General features: G+C 75.2%; 13 protein-coding genes. 8 read left to right on the top strand and 5 right to left on the bottom strand.

The genetic code is table 11. The features are described 5' to 3' along the window. Nucleotides 1–33: 33 nt before the first annotated feature. On the bottom strand, nt 34–714 hold the full coding sequence (locus tag FB454_RS01750) for a 4'-phosphopantetheinyl transferase family protein (protein WP_013286872.1): 681 nt from the start codon (nt 712–714) through the stop codon (nt 34–36). Between the two features lie 65 nt (nt 715–779). Between FB454_RS01750 and FB454_RS01745 the strand changes: the two genes are divergently transcribed. Beyond that, nucleotides 780–2,189, top strand: coding sequence for a condensation domain-containing protein (locus tag FB454_RS01745; protein ID WP_041799043.1), 1,410 nt, complete (start codon nt 780–782; stop codon nt 2,187–2,189). Nucleotides 2,190–2,193: 4 nt separating this feature from the next. On the opposite strand, the gene FB454_RS01740 is transcribed toward FB454_RS01745, so the two are convergent. Then, nucleotides 2,194–3,396 (bottom strand): cytochrome P450, encoded by a 1,203-nt coding sequence (locus tag FB454_RS01740; RefSeq protein ID WP_013286870.1) that lies wholly within the window; start codon nt 3,394–3,396, stop codon nt 2,194–2,196. Between the two features lie 10 nt (nt 3,397–3,406). Continuing rightward, on the bottom strand, nt 3,407–4,570 hold the full coding sequence (locus FB454_RS01735; protein WP_145822341.1) for a nucleotide disphospho-sugar-binding domain-containing protein: 1,164 nt from the start codon (nt 4,568–4,570) through the stop codon (nt 3,407–3,409). A gap of 157 nt (nt 4,571–4,727) precedes the next feature. Here FB454_RS01735 and FB454_RS01730 point away from each other — a divergent pair, with 157 nt between their 5' ends. Beyond that, on the top strand, nt 4,728–5,939 hold the full coding sequence (locus FB454_RS01730) for a cytochrome P450 (protein ID WP_145822340.1): 1,212 nt from the start codon (nt 4,728–4,730) through the stop codon (nt 5,937–5,939). Nucleotides 5,940–5,946: 7 nt separating this feature from the next. Here the strand turns inward: FB454_RS01730 and FB454_RS01725 are convergent, their stop codons facing one another. After that, a complete protein-coding gene (locus FB454_RS01725) occupies nt 5,947–6,810 on the bottom strand; it encodes a TauD/TfdA family dioxygenase (protein WP_145822339.1) in 864 nt (287 codons plus the stop codon). 161 nt (nt 6,811–6,971) lie between these two features. Here FB454_RS01725 and FB454_RS01720 point away from each other — a divergent pair, with 161 nt between their 5' ends. From FB454_RS01720 to FB454_RS01695, 6 genes are all read left to right on the top strand, one after another. After that, nucleotides 6,972–7,997 carry a methyltransferase gene (locus FB454_RS01720; RefSeq protein WP_145822338.1) on the top strand — a complete coding sequence of 342 codons (1,026 nt, stop codon included), beginning with the start codon at nt 6,972–6,974 and terminating at the stop codon, nt 7,995–7,997. Nucleotides 7,998–8,249: 252 nt separating this feature from the next. Continuing rightward, complete coding sequence (locus tag FB454_RS01715) at nt 8,250–9,269, top strand: polyprenyl synthetase family protein (protein WP_047892613.1); 1,020 nt, start codon at nt 8,250–8,252, stop codon at nt 9,267–9,269. Beyond that, nucleotides 9,266–10,300 (top strand): UbiA family prenyltransferase, encoded by a 1,035-nt coding sequence (locus tag FB454_RS01710; RefSeq protein ID WP_145753419.1) that lies wholly within the window; start codon nt 9,266–9,268, stop codon nt 10,298–10,300. The genes FB454_RS01715 and FB454_RS01710 overlap by 4 nt, the downstream gene beginning before the upstream one ends. Further along, entirely contained in the window at nt 10,297–11,997 is a 1,701-nt protein-coding gene (locus FB454_RS01705; RefSeq protein WP_145753421.1) for a prenyltransferase/squalene oxidase repeat-containing protein, read from the top strand. Before FB454_RS01710 ends, FB454_RS01705 begins: the two co-directional genes overlap by 4 nt. Next, the gene (locus tag FB454_RS01700; RefSeq protein WP_145753424.1) at nt 11,994–13,268 is read left to right on the top strand and encodes an FAD-dependent oxidoreductase; all 1,275 of its coding nucleotides are present in this window, start codon (nt 11,994–11,996) and stop codon (nt 13,266–13,268) included. Before FB454_RS01705 ends, FB454_RS01700 begins: the two co-directional genes overlap by 4 nt. Beyond that, nucleotides 13,268–14,293, top strand: coding sequence for an aminotransferase class I/II-fold pyridoxal phosphate-dependent enzyme (locus FB454_RS01695; RefSeq protein WP_474568566.1), 1,026 nt, complete (start codon nt 13,268–13,270; stop codon nt 14,291–14,293). Before FB454_RS01700 ends, FB454_RS01695 begins: the two co-directional genes overlap by 1 nt. Here FB454_RS01695 and FB454_RS01690 read toward each other — a convergent pair. Continuing rightward, entirely contained in the window at nt 14,198–15,166 is a 969-nt protein-coding gene (locus FB454_RS01690) for a 2-hydroxy-acid oxidase (RefSeq protein ID WP_486485387.1), read from the bottom strand. The two genes, FB454_RS01695 and FB454_RS01690, sit on opposite strands and share 96 nt — an antisense overlap. Nucleotides 15,167–15,169 lie beyond the last annotated feature (3 nt).

Genomic DNA, 15,169 nt, shown 5'->3' with positions numbered 1-15,169 from the left:
GACATCGGCGGGTGTCAACGGGTACGGCGATCGTCACCGATCGTGACCGAGGCCGGTGTGGCACTCGACGGCGTACGGCCGGTCGCCGGCGAGCGCGACCGCCACCGCGTACCCGGCGGGTGTGGGCAGGTCGGCGAGCCGGTGCGGGCCGGCCGGCTCGACGCACTCGACCACGTCGGCCCGGTGCACCGGCACGGCGAGGTTGGGCCACAGCCGGCCCCCGGCCGCCTTGACCGCCGCCTCCTTGCGCGCCCACAGCCGGGTGAACCGCAGTGCCCGGCCGGCCGGGTCCGGTCCGGCGGCGACGTGCCGGGCCTCCCGCGGGTCGAAGAAGCGCGCGGACGCCGACACCGGGTCACCGCCCGGCGCGACGTGCTGGATGTCCACCCCGACCGGGCGGCCCTCGCTGAGCGCGACCGCCACCAGGTCGCCGGAGTACGACAGGCTCGTGTGCAGGCCGCTCCACGGGCCGGTCAGCGCCGGTTTGCCGTACCGGCCGCGGTGCCAGGTCAGGGCCGCCGGTGGCGCGCCGGCAGCCCGCCCGGCCAGGACGCGCAGCGCGCCGTGCGCCACTGTGAACCGGTCCCGCAGCGCCCCGGCGCCGAGCCGCGCGGCCCGGTTCCGCTCGTCCGCGTCGAGCACCGCCCGGTACCGGGCCAGCTCGTCCGCCGGCACCGCCACCGGGACGATCCAGACCCGGACGGCGTCCCGCATGGACGGCAGCGTAACCGTGCGCCGTCACGTTGACACACACCGATGCGCGTTGCTCTGATGAGCGGGTGTTCGCGCAGACGGTCCAGGCCCAGGTTCCCGTGGCGTTCGCCGGGCCGGGCGCCGGCACCGCGCCCCTGACCTGGGGGCAGAAGGCCATCATGCAGGACATGCGGGAGACCGGCTGGACGCACAACGTCAGCGGCGCCCACCCGATGCCCGCGGGTGTCACGATCGAGCAGGTGGCGGCCGAGTTCGCCGCGCTGATGGCCCGGCACCCGGCGCTGCGGATGCGGCTCGGCGCCGGCGACGGCGGCGGCCCGTGCCAGGTCGTGTCGGCGAGCGGCGAGACGGTCCTGGACGTGGTGGACGTGCCCGACGACGCGGACCCGGCCGACGTGGCCGCGTTCGCCTACGACCTGGGCCACGCCCGCCTGCTCAGCCACTACGACCTCTACCGGGACTGGTCGGTGAGGATGGCGGTGATCCGGCACCGCGGCGCGCTGGTGCACCGGGTGCTGACGATCGACCACCTCGTGGTGGACGGCACCGCCACGTCCCTGATCCTGGCCGACCTCGGCCTGGCCGGCCGGCCGGTCCGCCGGGTCGCCGACCCGCGTACCGTGCAGATCCTCGACCTGGGGCGGCGGGAGGAGACGCCGCCGCTGCGCCGGCTCAGTGACCGGGCCGTGCGCCACTGGGCCGAGCATCTGCGGGACGTCCCGCCGCTGACGTTCGGTGAGCCGAAGGCCGGTGGGCGCCGGGGCCACCGGTACTGGCACGGCCGGTTCAGCTCGCCCGCCGCGTACCTGGCGGTGCGGGCCATCGCGGCGCGGACCCGCACGGACACCTCGCGCGTGCTGCTCGCGGTCATCGCGGTCGCGATCGGCCGGGCCACCGGCGTCAGCCCGCTCACCGCGAAGCTCATCGTCGGCAACCGGTTCCGGCCGGGCTTCGCCGAGGCCATCGCCCCGCTCAGCCAGAACGGCGTGCTGCGCGTCGACACCGCGGACACCACCGTGGACGAGGTGGTGGCGCGCGCCCGCCGGGCCGCGGTCTCCGCCGGGAAGTACGCCTACTACGACCCGGCGCAGCTCGCCGAGGTCTCGGACCGGCTGGACGCCGAACGCGGGTACCCGGCCCGGATCAGCTGCCGGATCAACGACCGGCGGGTGACCACCCGGCAGGCGGCCGACGGCGGGCTGCACGACGACCCGGTGACTGCCGAGCGGATCCGCCGCCGGGCCGACGAGACGTTCCTGGTCTGGGACGGCCCGCTGGACCACCTGCCCGAGCAGGTCTTCATCACCGTCGAGGACCAGCCGGAGACGGTTCACCTCCAGGTCATCTTCGACTTCGGCTGCTTCACCGAGGAGCAGGCGGAACGGCTGCTGCGCGGCGTGGAGGAGGTGGCGGTGGAGGCGGCGCTCGACGCCGCCGCGCCGACCCGGGTCGTCCCCGGGTCGGCGGGCGGCTGACCGGTCACCGGTCCCAGGTCACCGGCAGCGACTCCAGGCTGCGCACCACCAGCCCGGGCCGGAACCGCAGCTCCGCCTCGTCGACAGCGAGCCGCAGCCCTGGCAGCCGCCGCAGCAGCGCGCCCAGCGCCTCCTGCAACTCCATCCGCGCCAGCGCCGCGCCCAGGCAGTGGTGCGGACCGGCGCCGAACGCCAGGTGCGGATTGTGCACGCGGGTCAGGTCGAGCGTGTCCGCGCCCGGGAACACAGTGGCGTCCCGGTTGGCCGACGCGATCGCCGGCAGCACCGCGGCGCCGGCCGGCAGGCGTACGCCGCCCAGCTCCACCTCCTCGGTCGTGACCCGGGGCAGCAACACCCCGTTGTCGCCGAGCTGGATGAAGCGGGACAGCTCCTCGACCGCCCGGGCCACCGCCACCGGATCGTCGCCGCGCAGCCCGGCCAGCTGCTCCGGATGGCGGGCCAGCACGAGCAGGAACAGGTTGAGCTGGTTGGTGGTGGTCTCGTGCCCGCCCACGAAGATCCCGGCGGTGACCGACACCAGCTCCCGTTCGGTCAGGTCGTCGTGGTCGTCCCAGACCGAGATGAGCGCACTCATCAGGTCGTCGCCGGGCTCGCGGCGCCGCTCGTCGATCAGCTCGCGGAACGCCTCCAGCGCGGCCCGGGGCGCGTCCGGATCGGCGTCCCAGTCGCCGACGAGAGCGTCCGACCACTGGCGTACCCGCTCCCGGTCCCGCTCCGGGATGCCGAACAGCGTGCTGATCACGGAGATCGGCAGGGGACCGGAGAGGTGCGTGATCAGGTCGGCCGGCGGGCCGGCCGCCTCCAGCTCGTCGATCATGCGGTCGACGAGCGCCGCGACCCGTGGGCGCAGCTCCTCCACCCGGCGGACGGTGAACGCGTGCGAGACGGCCCGGCGCATCGTGGTGTGCCGCGGCGGGTCCATCCCGATCAGCGAGTCCTCGGCGAGTGAGCCGAGTTCCCGGGTCGGGCGGTTCGGGCCGGCCGCGGCGGCCCGGCTGAACCGCTGGTCGGTGAAGACCCGGCGCACGTCGGCGTGCCGGGTGGCCAGGTACGCGCACGCCCCGTCGGGCAGCTCGACCCGGGCCACCGGGCACGTCTCCCGCATCCGGGTGTAGTCCGGCGACGGGTGGTAGATCGTCGGAGCCGGCGCGAGCGGGTACGGGATGGCCGGTGGCTCCTGCGTCATCTGCGACTCCTCAGATCGGGCCGCCCCGGGCCAGGGCGGCAAGCGCCGGCACCAGATCCGCGGGGGCGGGCATGGCGTGGACCCGGTCACGCATCGACGTCGCGGCCCGTCGCCGGGGCCCGTCACCGACCAGCTCGCCGACGAGTTCCCGGACCGCGTCGGCGGTGGCCTGCTCACCCGTCAGCGAGGTGCCGGCGCCGGTGGCGGCCAGCCGTTCCGCGTTGAAGTGCTGGTCACTGACCTGCGGCAGGACGAGCTGCGGCACGCCGTAGGCGAGCGCGGTCATGGTCGTGCCGGCCCCGCCCTGCTGCACGAGCGCGGCGCAGGTCGGCAGCACCAGCCGTACGGCCAGCGGCCCGTCGACCAGGCGGACCCGGGCCGGCAGCGGGCCCAGCCCCTCGTGCTGACGCGGTTCGACCACCACGACGACCTCCACGTCGAGCCCGGCCACCGCCCGGATCACCCCGCCCAGGTCGAACCGGTCGTGCAACCCGGCGGCGGCCATCATGGTGCCCGCAGTGACGCACACCCGGGGCCGGCCCGCCGGGCGGCGCAGCCAGTCCGGCACCACGGCCGGACCGTTGTACGGCACGAACCGCACCGGACGGCCGGGGCGCGCCGTCGGCACCTGCATGGGCGGCGGCACCGGATCGAGCGTCAGGACGCCGTCCAGCGGCACGTCGGCGGCGCGCAACCCGAACCGGGCGGCCAGCGGCCCGACCACCTGATCCGGGTCCATGCGCAGTGTGGTCGAGGAGTCCGGCCCCCACAGGTTCAGCACGCCCGGCACGCCCAGCGCGGCGGCGGCCACCGGCGCGGCCAGGTTGAACGGCTCCCAGAGGACCAGGTCCGGCCGCCAGGACCGGCCGAAGGAGACCAGGTCGTCGAGGACGGCGTCGGCGAACCGGACCACCCCGCCGTCGGCGGTGATCGCCGGCACGACCGCGCCGGCCGGCGCGGAACCGGCGAGCGGGGCCACCGTGCCGATCCGGCCGGCGAACGCCTCGGCGAAGTCGACGTCCGCGCCCAGCGGTACGGCGGCGAGCCCGGCCGCGCTGATCGTGGCGGCCATCGACGGGTGACTCGCCACCCGCACCTCGTGACCGGCGGCCTGCAACGCCCAGCCGAGCGGGACCAGGCCGTAGAAATGCGACCGCCAGCCCCACGTCGACATCAGAATTCGCAGCGGCGCAGTCAAATCCCACCAATCCGCGCGGCGAAACGGCAGCCCTGGAGAACCGATGCTAGGGGATCGGCACCGGTACGCGGAAGGCCGCGGACGCATGCGACGGATATTGACGCCGGACTAACCGATGCTGGACTCTTAGCCGATGTCGGACGTGGACCGCGATCAGCTGCCCGGTGGCCCGGTGACAGTCAATTCCGGGCTGCGTTCCTATCCGTTCGAACCGTTCACCGGAGACCTTCCCGCCGAGCTGCTGGAGATGGTCGTCGCCGAGCCGGTCAGCCGGGTGCGGCTGCCCGACGGGCGGGCGGCCTGGCTGGTGCTCGGCTACGAGGACTGCTGCACCGTCCTGGCCGATCCCCGCTTCTCCCGGCTGCCGCTGGGCGCGACGGCGACACCGGACGGCGGCGGTCCCCGTGAGTTGAACATGGACGGTCCGGCGCACGCCGTGGTGCGGCGGGTGGCCGGCCGCGCGTTCACCGCCCGGCGCATCGGGACGTTCCGGCCCCGGGTGCAGCGGCTGGTGGACGAGCTGGTCGACGCCATGCTGGCCGGTCCGCGCCCGGCCGACGTGGTGGCCGGACTGGTGGCGCCGCTGCCGGTGCTCGTGGTGTGCGACGTGCTCGGTGTCCCGGCCGCCGACCGGCCCCGGTTCTACGCCTGGATCGAGGGGCTGAACTCGGTCACCGCGTACGGCTCGGCCGCCGCCATGACCGCGCAGGCCGAGCTGCGGGACTACCTGGCCGGGCAGCTGGCGCGCAAGCGGGCCGAGCCCGGCGACGACCTGCTCTCGGCCTGGGTCCGCGGCGGCGGCGCGCACGAGCTGGTCGACGCCGAACTGGTCGAGCTGGCCATGGGGGTGCTGCTCGGCGGGCTGGAGATCAATTCGACGAGCGCGGGCCTGCGCGCGTTGTTCCAGCACCCGGAGCAGCTGGCGAAGCTGCGGGCCGCGCCGGGCAAGCTCGCCGCGGCCACCGACGAGATCCTGCGCTACACGTCGGTGAGCGCCATGTTCCGGGTACAGGTGGTCCGCGAGGACCTGGTCCTCGGCGGGGTCGGGATGAGGGCCGGCGACTGCGTGATGGCGATCCCGTGGGCCGGCAACCGCGACCCCCGGTTCTTCCCCGAGCCGAACGTCTTCGACATCGACCGCCGGCCCGGTGTGCCGCATCTGACCTTCGGCTTCGGGCCGCACTTCTGCCTCGGCACGGCGCTGGGCCGGATGCAGGTGGAGCTGTCGCTCGGGGCGCTGCTGACCCGGATGCCGGCGCTGTCCCCGGCCGTGCCGCTGGCGGAGATCCCGTGGCGGCACGACCGGATGAACGGCGGCATCGCCTCCTTCCCGGTCACCTGGTGACCGGCGGTCAGTAGCTCTCCACCGCGTTGACCCGGCCCGGCCAGTAGCGTTCGCCGGGTGCCGGGACGTAGTGCTCCCACCGGGGCTCGTTCCCGGCCGGGTGGTCGCCGAGCACGGTGATCCGCTGCCCGCGCCGCAGCCCGTCGTAGTCGTTCACGGCGTAGTGCTGGGTGACCCGGTTGTCCCACACCGCGACGTCCCCGGTCCGCCACCGGTAGCGGCAGGTGAACTGGGGACTCTCGGAGAAGGTGAACAGGTGCTCCAGCAGCGCGTCGCTCTCGTTGCGGGTCAGCTGCGGGATGTGCGAGGTGAACAGCCGGTTGACGTACAGCGAGCGGCGCCCGGTCTCCGGGTGCACCCGGACCACCGGGTGTTCGGCGCGGCTGGTGAACTCGGTGCCGATCCGGATGACGTGGATGGCGGTCAGCCCGTCGAGCAGGTCCCGCATCGGCGCGGAGAGCGCCTCGTAGACCCGGTACTGGTTGGTCCACATGGTGTCGCCGCCGACCTCGGGCAACTGGATCAGGTGCAGGATCGAGGCGATCGGCGGGCTCTGGTGGAACGTCATGTCGGTGTGCCAGACGTCGACCTTGCCGCCGTCGGCGGAGTCGATGACGACGATCTCCGGGTGCCCGTCCAGCCGGGGCAGGTACGGGTGCAGCTCCACCTCGCCGAAGCGGCGGCCGAACGCGACGTGCGCCTGCGGCGTCAGCCCGGTCTGACCGGCGAGGAAGACCACCTGGTGCTTGAGCAGCAGGTCGTGGATCAGCGCGAAGCCCTCGTCGGTGAGCGTGTTCAGGTCGATGCCGTGGACCTCGGCGCCCAGCGCGCCGGAGACGAGCCGGACCTCGGCCGCGATGGATGTGGTCATCGATGATCCCTCCGGTCTGCGCCCCTCGGCTGGTCCGCGAATTGTTCCACGTCCATGAATGTCCTCACCAGCCGTCGTCGTTGACTCACCCGCCGTACGCCTGAAAGCATGCGCACCGGCGGGGGCGGCGGTGCCGGCCCGCGACGCGGGAGGAGGCGCCGGTGTCGATCGATGCCCAGATCGAGGGTGACGCGGGGGAGCGGCTCGACCGGCTCACCGACCTGGCCACCCCGTTCGCGGTCCGCACGGCGGTGACGCTGCGCGTGCCGGACCGGATCGCCGCGGGCGTCACCGGTCTAAGTGAGCTGGCCGGCGCCTGCGGCGCGGACGCCGCCGCGCTGGGCCGCCTGCTGCGCTACCTCGTGCACCGGGGCGTGTTCGTCGAGGTGTCGCCGGACGTGTTCGGCCTCACCGACGTCGGCGAGCTGCTCTGCGACCGCGACGGCGGCGGCCACGGCGCCTACCTGGACCTCGGCGGGCTCGGCGCGCGCATGGACCTGGCCTGGACCGGCCTGCCGCACGCGATCCGCACCGGCGGGCCCGGCTACCGGGAGGTGCACGGGCGCGACTTCTGGGCCGACCTCGACGCCCACCCGGAACACCGGGCCTACTTCGACGCGCTGATGCTCAGCCAGCAGCGGTTCACCGCCCCGGAGGTCGCGGCGCTCTACCCCTGGCACGAGGCGAAGCACGTGGTCGACGTGGCCGGGGGTGCGGGCGGGCTGTTGCGGGAGGTGCTGGGCGCCCATCCGCACCTGCGGGGCACGCTCGTCGACCGCGACGAGCCGGTGGCCACCGCCGCCGCGACGTTCGCCGCCTGCGGCCTCGCCGACCGGGCCGAGACCGTGGCGGGGGACTTCTTCGCCCCGCTGCCGCCCGGCGCCGACGTGTACGTGGTCTCCCGCGCGCTCACCGACTGGAGCGACGCCCACGCCACCGCGATCCTGCGGCGCTGCGCCGAGGCGGCCGGGACCACCGGCAGGGTGCTCGTCATCGAGGTGCTGCCGACGGTGCCGCACGTGCCGCACCTGTCCCCGTACGACCTGCGGATGCTGGTCCTCGTCGGCGGCCGGGAGCGCGGGTTGCCCGAGTTCGCCGCGCTCGCCGCCGCCGCGGGCCTGGCGCCCCGGCGCACCTACCACGGCACCGACGGGCTGACGCTCATGGAGTTCGCCGCCGGCGCCTGAGCGGGCCCGGGGGAGCCGAACCTGTCCGGTGCCGTCCCGTGCGCCCGAACATTGACGTATATGCATCGAGATGGCGGCCGTGGGTCAAACGGCGGATTTCTCTGCGCATCGGTCAATGTGCTGAAGAATGCTGTCGCGACATTTGCGGCCACCCATGTCCATGCGCGTTTATCAATGGTTGTTCCGGGGAGGACCTACCGGTAACGTCTCGCGTGGCGACTAGCCGATCCCTGGCGAAAGGGTCGACGCGTCATGACGGTTGCTGGCTCCACGCGATATCCGCCCTTCATCGACGACCTGGCCCGCAGCGAATCGGGGCGGCTGCTGCGCGCCGAACTCGGCCGGCGGTGGCCGGAGACGCCCGACCAGCTCGACGCGATCGTGCGCTACGCGCTGCTGCCGGCGGGCAAGATGCTCCGCCCGATGATGACGCTGCACGCCGCCGAGGCGGTGGGCGGATCACCACGGGACGTCCTCGCCGCCGCGCTCGGCACCGAATACCTGCACGTCGCGACGCTCGTGCACGACGACATCATCGACGCCGACACGCTGCGCCGTGGCCGCCCGGCGGTCCCGGTCGCGTACGGCATCCCCGGCGCCATCGTGGCCGGCGACCACCTCATCTTCCACGCCTTCCAGGCGATGGTGGAGAGCGGCCGGGCGGTCCCCGCGGCGTCGGTCGTCGCCGCCGTCACCGCGCTCGCCGAGGCGGGCCAGGACCTGTGCCGGGGCCAGGCGCTGGAGGCGCGGCTCGTCGGCGACCTGGACGCGGGCGCCCGCTGGTACCCGGAGATGATCCGGCTCAAGACCGGCTCGCTGTTCCGCGCCGTGTGCCACATCGGCGCGCTGCTCGGCGGCGCCGACCCGCTGGTGGCCTCCGCGCTGGCCCGCTACGGCGAGCACGTCGGCACCGCGTTCCAGATCCGCGACGACCTGCTGTCCTACCTGTCCACCCCGGAGCAGACCGGCAAGCCCGCGACGAGCGACCTCAACAACGGCCGCCCCACGCTGCCGTTGCTGCTGGCGTACGACGCGATCAGCGACGCCGCACGGGTGGAACTGCTGGCGGTGCTGCACCGCCGTGGCGCCGGTCCCGGCGACGTCGAGTGGGTCACCGCCCTGCTCCGCGAGGTGGGCGCTGTCGACGGCGCCCGGCGGCTGATGGTGGAGCACGCCGAGCGGGCCCGCGCCGAGCTGGCAGCGCTCACCCCGTCCGCGAGCGCGGACGTGCTCACCGGCATCGCGGCCTGGATGACGAGCGAGATGGCGTGAGCACGGCCGGCGCCGTGCGAGCACTGCGGGCCCACGTGGAGACCTGGCGGCCCTACACCCTCTGGTACGTCGGGCTCGTCGGCCTGGCCGGCGCCGCAGTGGCCGGTGGCCACGATCCGTGGCTGCTGCTGTCGGCCTGGGCCGCGCCCACCGCCGGCTGGCTGGGCGGCCACTATCTCGGCGACTACTTCGACCGGGACCTCGACGCCGGCAGCAAGCCGCACCGGCCGATCCCGTCCAGCCGGCTGCGCGCGGGCACGGCACTGTGGTGCGGCAGCGCCTGCTTCGCCGCACTCGGCGTCCTGGCCGTACTCGGTGGATGGGGCACCACAGTGGCGGCGCTGCTGGCCGCGTGCGGCATCGTCGCGTACAGCAGGTGGTTCAAGGCCCGGGGGATCGCCGGCAACCTGGTCCGCGGCGCGCTCGGCGCGGTCGCGCTCGGCTACGGCGCGCTCGCCGCCGGCCTCGCGCCGGACCGGGACTGGGCGGTGCCGGTGCTGCTCGCGCTCGTCGTCGCGTTCTGGTCGCACGACGCCATGTCCAACCTGGTCGGCGCGCTGCGCGACATCGACGGCGATCGTGCCGGCGGCTACCGCACGCTGCCGGTGGGGCGGGGCGTGCCGGCGGCCGTACGGACCGTGGTGGCGCTCTACGCCGTCACGATCGGCGCCGCCGTGACCGCCGGGCTGCTGGCCGAGCCGGGCACACGGATGGCGTACCTGGCGACTGTGCTCGTCGTCCTGGTCACCGGCGTCGCCGCGCTGGCTCCGCTGGTGGCGCGCCGCGACGGGATGCCCGTCCTGGTGGCGCTGCGCGCCCACTCGGTCCTGGTCGTCGAGCGGGTCGTGCTGGCCTCGGCGGCGGTCGGGCTCGGCCTCGGCGTCGCCGTGCAGCTCGCGCTCGCGCTGCCGATGGTGCTGCTGACCTGGCTGGCGCAGCGCGGCATGCGCGTCCGGCACGAACTCGGCCCGCCGGTCGCGGGCCTGACCCTCGCCACCCACAATCGACTGCCTCTGGAGGACGCGCCATGACCGCTGTGACCGCCGAGGCCGTCGGGAAGGCCCTCACCGCTGGTGCCGAGGCGCTGTTCCGTCGCCGCCGCCCCGACGGCGCCTTCAGCGACGACCCACCCGCCTCGGTGCTCGGCACCGCTGGCGCTGTCGCCGCGCTGCACGCCGCCGACCCGTCCGGCTGCGCCGACCTGGTCGACGCCGGAACCGCCTGGCTGCGCCGCGCGCAGCACGACGACGGCGGCTGGGGTGGCGTCGTGGGCGCCGGCACCGCCGTCGTACCCACCGCCGTGGCGGTCGCCGCGCTGGCGCTGAGCGCACCGGCTGACAGCGCCGACGCGATTGCGGCGGGCCGCGCCCGGCTGGCCGCGCTCGGCGGCGTCGACACCATCACCGATCCGGCGATCTCGCTGCTGTGCCGGCAACTGCTCACCATGGCCGGGATGACAGCCGAGGCCGGCCCGCTGCGCCGGCTGCCGCTGGAGATCGTCCTGTTCGACCGGGTACGCCGGCAGCGCCTGTCGTTCCGTACCGCGCCGTTCGTCGGGCTGGCCCTGATGCAGGCCGACATGCTGCCCGCGGGCCGGCTGCGCCGGGCCACGCTGCGCCGCGCCCGTCCGGCGGCGGTACGGCTGCTGCGGTCCATCCACGACCACGAGGGCCGCACCGGAGCGCTCAGCGAGGACCCGTGGCCGGCCGCGCTCGTCCTGCTCGGTCTGGCCCGCAGCGGCGAGGCGCCCGACATCGCCCGCGCCGTCGTCGGCTGGCTGCGCCGGGCGGTACGCCCCGACGGATCCTGGGACGCGGTCAGCAACCTGGACCTCACCCGGTCCGGGTACGCGGCGACCGGGCTGATCGCGGCCGGCTACGCCGACGATCCCCGGCTGCACGCCACCCGGGAGTTCCTCCACGCCGCCCGCAAGACGGAGGCGTTCGAGGTGCTGGACGTGCCGCCGGGCGGGTGGAGCTACTCGAACGCCCGGGGCTGGCCGGTCACGCTGGAGTCGGCCGAGATCCTCTCCGCGCTCGCCGGACTCCCCGGTGCCGGCACCGACCCGGTGCTGCGCCAGGGACTGGCGTGGCTCGTCGGCCGCCAGGACAGCCGCGGCTCGTGGAGCCTGTGGGTCCGCGACACCCGGCTCGCCAACGACGGACCCTGCCCGGCCATCACCAGTCAGGCGATCCTCGCGCTGCACGACGCCGGGTATCCGGACGACCATCCGGCGATCGCCCGCGCGGCGGCCTGGCTGCTCACCCGGGCCGCGCCCGCCGGCACGTTCGAGAACCTCTGGTACCGCGACCACACCTCCGGCACCGCGGTGGTGGTCGCCGCGCTGTCCCGGGTCGGGCACGCCCGGCACGAGGTGGTGCGCCGCGCGGCCCGGTGGCTGCGCGACACCCAGCTGCCCGACGGCTCGTGGGGCCCGGGCGACGGCACCGGCGGCACTGTGGAGGAGACGTCCTGGGCGGTGCAGGGCCTGCTCGCGACCGGCGATCCGGACGCCGCCGACGCGGTGGACCGGGGCGTCGCCTGGCTGGTGGCCGCCGCCGGACCGGACGGCGCCTGGCCCGCCGCCCGGGTGTGCAACTACATCCGCCACCACATGCGGTACCCGAACGCGGTGATCACCCAGGCGCTCGCGCTGCGGACGCTCGGCGAGTACCGCCGGGCCGCCGCCACGCGGTCCGGCGCCGCACCGGGGGCGGTGGCCCGATGACCGCCGACGTGGTGGTGGCCGGCGCCGGCGCGGGCGGGCTGGCCTGCGCGCACGCGCTCGGCGCGCTCGGCCTGCGGGTGCTCGTGCTCGACCGGCAGCGCGCTCCCGCGTCGATCGCCAAGGGCGAGATCCTCCAGCCCGAGACGATCCGCATCCTCGACTCCTGGGGCGCGCTGGACGCCCTGCGGGCCACCGGCGCGCGTCCGGTCGGGCGGCTGGCCATCCGCGACGCGCACGGCGAGCCGCTGCTCTGCCTGGACTACGCGGGCCTGCCCGGGGCGTACCGGCAGATCCTCTGCGCCGACTACGGCGACCTGCGCGCGGTGCTGACCGACCGGCTGCCGGCCGGCGTGGAGGTCCGGTGGGGTGTGCGGGTGACAGGCGTCCGGCGCGATCACGACGGGAGGATCGACGGCGTCCGGGTCGTCGCGGACGGCGCCGAGCGGGACATCGAGGCGTCGCTGGTGGTCGCGGCCGACGGCATGTCCTCGCCGCTGCGCCGCGCGGCGGGGATCGGCGTGGAGCGCCGGGAGTACCCGCACGGCCTGGTCGCCTTCGACGTGGACAGCGCCGAGGTGGCCGACGAGGTGTCCGCCTACCGCACCGCCCGGGGACTCTGCCTGGTCTACCCGCTGCCGGGCGGGCGGTGCCGCCTTTATGTGCAGGTCACACCGGACGAGTTCCGGGGCCGCGTGGACCTGGACGCGTGGTGCGGACGGCTGCTCGCCGACGTCCCGGCGATCAGCCCGCTGGAACCGGCCGTGCGCGCGAGCCTGCACCGGCGCCAGTTGCTCGCGGTCTACCGGCTGCGCAGCGCGCGCCTGGCCGCACCGGGGCTCGCGCTCGCCGGTGAGGCCGCCCACGCGGTGCACCCGATGGCCGCGCAGGGCGTCAACAGCTCCCTCGGTGACGCCGAGACGCTCGCCGCCTGCCTGGCCGCCGAGGGCGGCGCGCCGGAACCGGCCGCCGTGGACCGGGCGCTGCGGGCCTTCGAGGCGGCCCGGCGGCCCCGGCTCGACCACGTCGCCACCGTCAGCCACAACGCCTCCCGCATGATCACCGCCGTGTCCGGGCTGCCGAAGCTGCTCGGCGCGCGGATGATGCGCCGTACCGCCGCCAACCCCCGGCTGCTCGGGCTCACCGCCGGCAACCTCTCCGGCACCGACGTGCGGCCGCTGTCAGCCGTCGACCGGCTCTACCAACTGGGGCTGCTGGCCGACCGGCACGCGCACACCCCGTCCCCACCGGTCCCGTCGGAAAGTGAGCGATGATGACGCCTGCCACCGCCGTCGGGACGCAACCCCCGGCCGACCTGTCCATGAACGAGACGCCCTACCCGCCGCTGCCGGGGATCCGGCGGGTGGTCGAGGGCGCCGCCGCGACGCTCCAGCGCTATCCGGACCGCACGTCGTCGGCGCTCGTCGCGGCGCTGTCGGCGCGGCTCGGCGTGGGCCCCGAGGCGATCCTCGTCGGCCCCGGCTCGGCCGGACTGTGCCAGCACCTCGTGCAGTCCCTCGGACCACGCCCGGACGTCGTCCACCCGGCCCTGTCGTTCGAGGGCTACCCGCTGATCATCGGCAACGCCGGCGCCCGCGCCGTGCCGGTCCCGATGGACGGGTACGACCACGACCTGCCGGCCATGGCGGACGCGGTCACCGACCGGACCCGGTGCGTGCTGCTGTGCAACCCCAACAACCCGACCGGTACGGCGCTGCGCCGCGACGACGTCGAGGCGTTCCTGGAACGGATCCCGGCCGACGTGCCGGTGATCGTGGACGAGGCGTACCGCGAGTTCGTCACCGACCCGCGCTCGCCGGACGGGATGGACCTGTACCGCGCGTACGACAACGTCTGCGTGCTGCGCACGTTCTCCAAGGCGTACGGGCTCGCCGCGCTGCGCGTCGGGTACGCAGTGGTGCCGCCCCGGCTCACCCGGGCCGCCGCGCTCACCGGGGCGGTGTTCTTCCCCTCCGCGCTCGCCCAGGCGGCGGCGGTGGCGAGCCTGACGCCGGAGGTGGGTGCCGAACTGACCCGGCGGTGCACCGAGCTGGTGGCGGCGCGTACCGGCCTGATCGGCGCGCTGCGCGGCCTCGGGCTCAGCGTGGCGCCCAGCGAGGCCAACTTCGTGTGGCTGCCGCTGGGGGAGCGGGCCGTGCCGTTCGCCGAGCGGGCCCGGGAGGCGGGCATCCTGGTGATGGCGCTACCAGGCGCCGGGGTCCGGATCACCGTCGGCGCCCCGGAGGCGAACGAACGGCTGTGCGCGTTCGTCCGCGCCGCGCTCGCCGACGGGCTCTGACCGGTCCGCCGGCGCCAGCGCGGCCACGCTCAGGTAGCCCAGGCCGGGCTCGTAGTCGGCCACCACCACCGGCCGGGGCCGCGCCGCGTCCCCGGCGAGACGGTCCAGCAGCGCCCACCAGACCCCGGTGGACGGCTGCCTCGGTGGACCGGTCGTCACCGCGCCGCCGCCGGGGCCGGGCCACGCGGCCGCGAGGTCGGCGCCGAGCACGACCGCGACATCGGTACGCCCGGCCGTCAGCTCGTGCACCTCGGCCGCCGCGAGCGCCGCGACGTCGCCGGGGCCGACGTCGGCGTGCTGGCGCAGCCCTGTCACCCGCGCCCCGCCGGTCCGGGCGGTGTCGTCGGCGGCGGTGCCGTAGAGCATGGCCACCGCCCGGTGGCGGGCCGGTACGGGCACCGCCGTGTCGTACGGCAGGACCGCCTGCTCGACGGTGAGCAGCAGGGCGCGGCGGCACCCGTACTCGCGGGCGATCCGCAGCCCGGTGAAAGCCGCCGCCGAACCCTGGTCGCAGAGCGCGAACGACATCGGCGTGCCCGGGCACACGTGACTGAGGTACGCCGCGGTGGCCCGCCCGGGCAGCACGTCGTGCACGGCGAACGCCAGCACCAGCAGGTCCACCGGCTCGTCCGGCGGCACGACCGCCCGGATCAGTCCGGCGGCCATCTCCCCGTACGACTGACCCAGCGCCCCCGACGGCGCGTCGAACAGACCGTCCGGCACGCGCAGTCCGTACGGCCGGGTCAGGTCCGCCAGGTAGCCGGCGGTGCGCTCGCGCAGCACGGGATCGGCGAGCAGCGCGGCGGGGCCGGTGACCGTGTGCCGCGCGGCCCGCAGCAGGCGCAGCCCGTCGTCCAAGGTGGCCTCCCGCACGCC

This window comes from Micromonospora sp. CNZ297 (genome assembly GCF_007827625.1).
This window is presented reverse-complemented; position numbering and strand designations above follow the sequence as displayed.

Bases quoted from the DNA above. Each gene is read 5' to 3' on its own strand.
- FB454_RS01740 (WP_013286870.1), bottom strand. From the start codon at position 3,396: ATGACGCAGGAGCCACCGGCCATCCCGTACCCGCTCGCGCCGGCTCCG.
- FB454_RS01735 (WP_145822341.1), bottom strand. From the start codon at position 4,570: ATGTCGACGTGGGGCTGGCGGTCGCATTTCTACGGCCTGGTCCCGCTC.
- FB454_RS01715 (WP_047892613.1), top strand. From the start codon at position 8,250: ATGACGGTTGCTGGCTCCACGCGATATCCGCCCTTCATCGACGACCTG.
- FB454_RS01750 (WP_013286872.1), bottom strand. From the start codon at position 714: ATGCGGGACGCCGTCCGGGTCTGGATCGTCCCGGTGGCGGTGCCGGCG.
- FB454_RS01705 (WP_145753421.1), top strand. From the start codon at position 10,297: ATGACCGCTGTGACCGCCGAGGCCGTCGGGAAGGCCCTCACCGCTGGT.
- FB454_RS01695 (WP_474568566.1), top strand. From the start codon at position 13,268: ATGACGCCTGCCACCGCCGTCGGGACGCAACCCCCGGCCGACCTGTCC.
- FB454_RS01730 (WP_145822340.1), top strand. From the start codon at position 4,728: ATGTCGGACGTGGACCGCGATCAGCTGCCCGGTGGCCCGGTGACAGTC.
- FB454_RS01725 (WP_145822339.1), bottom strand. From the start codon at position 6,810: ATGACCACATCCATCGCGGCCGAGGTCCGGCTCGTCTCCGGCGCGCTG.
- FB454_RS01700 (WP_145753424.1), top strand. From the start codon at position 11,994: ATGACCGCCGACGTGGTGGTGGCCGGCGCCGGCGCGGGCGGGCTGGCC.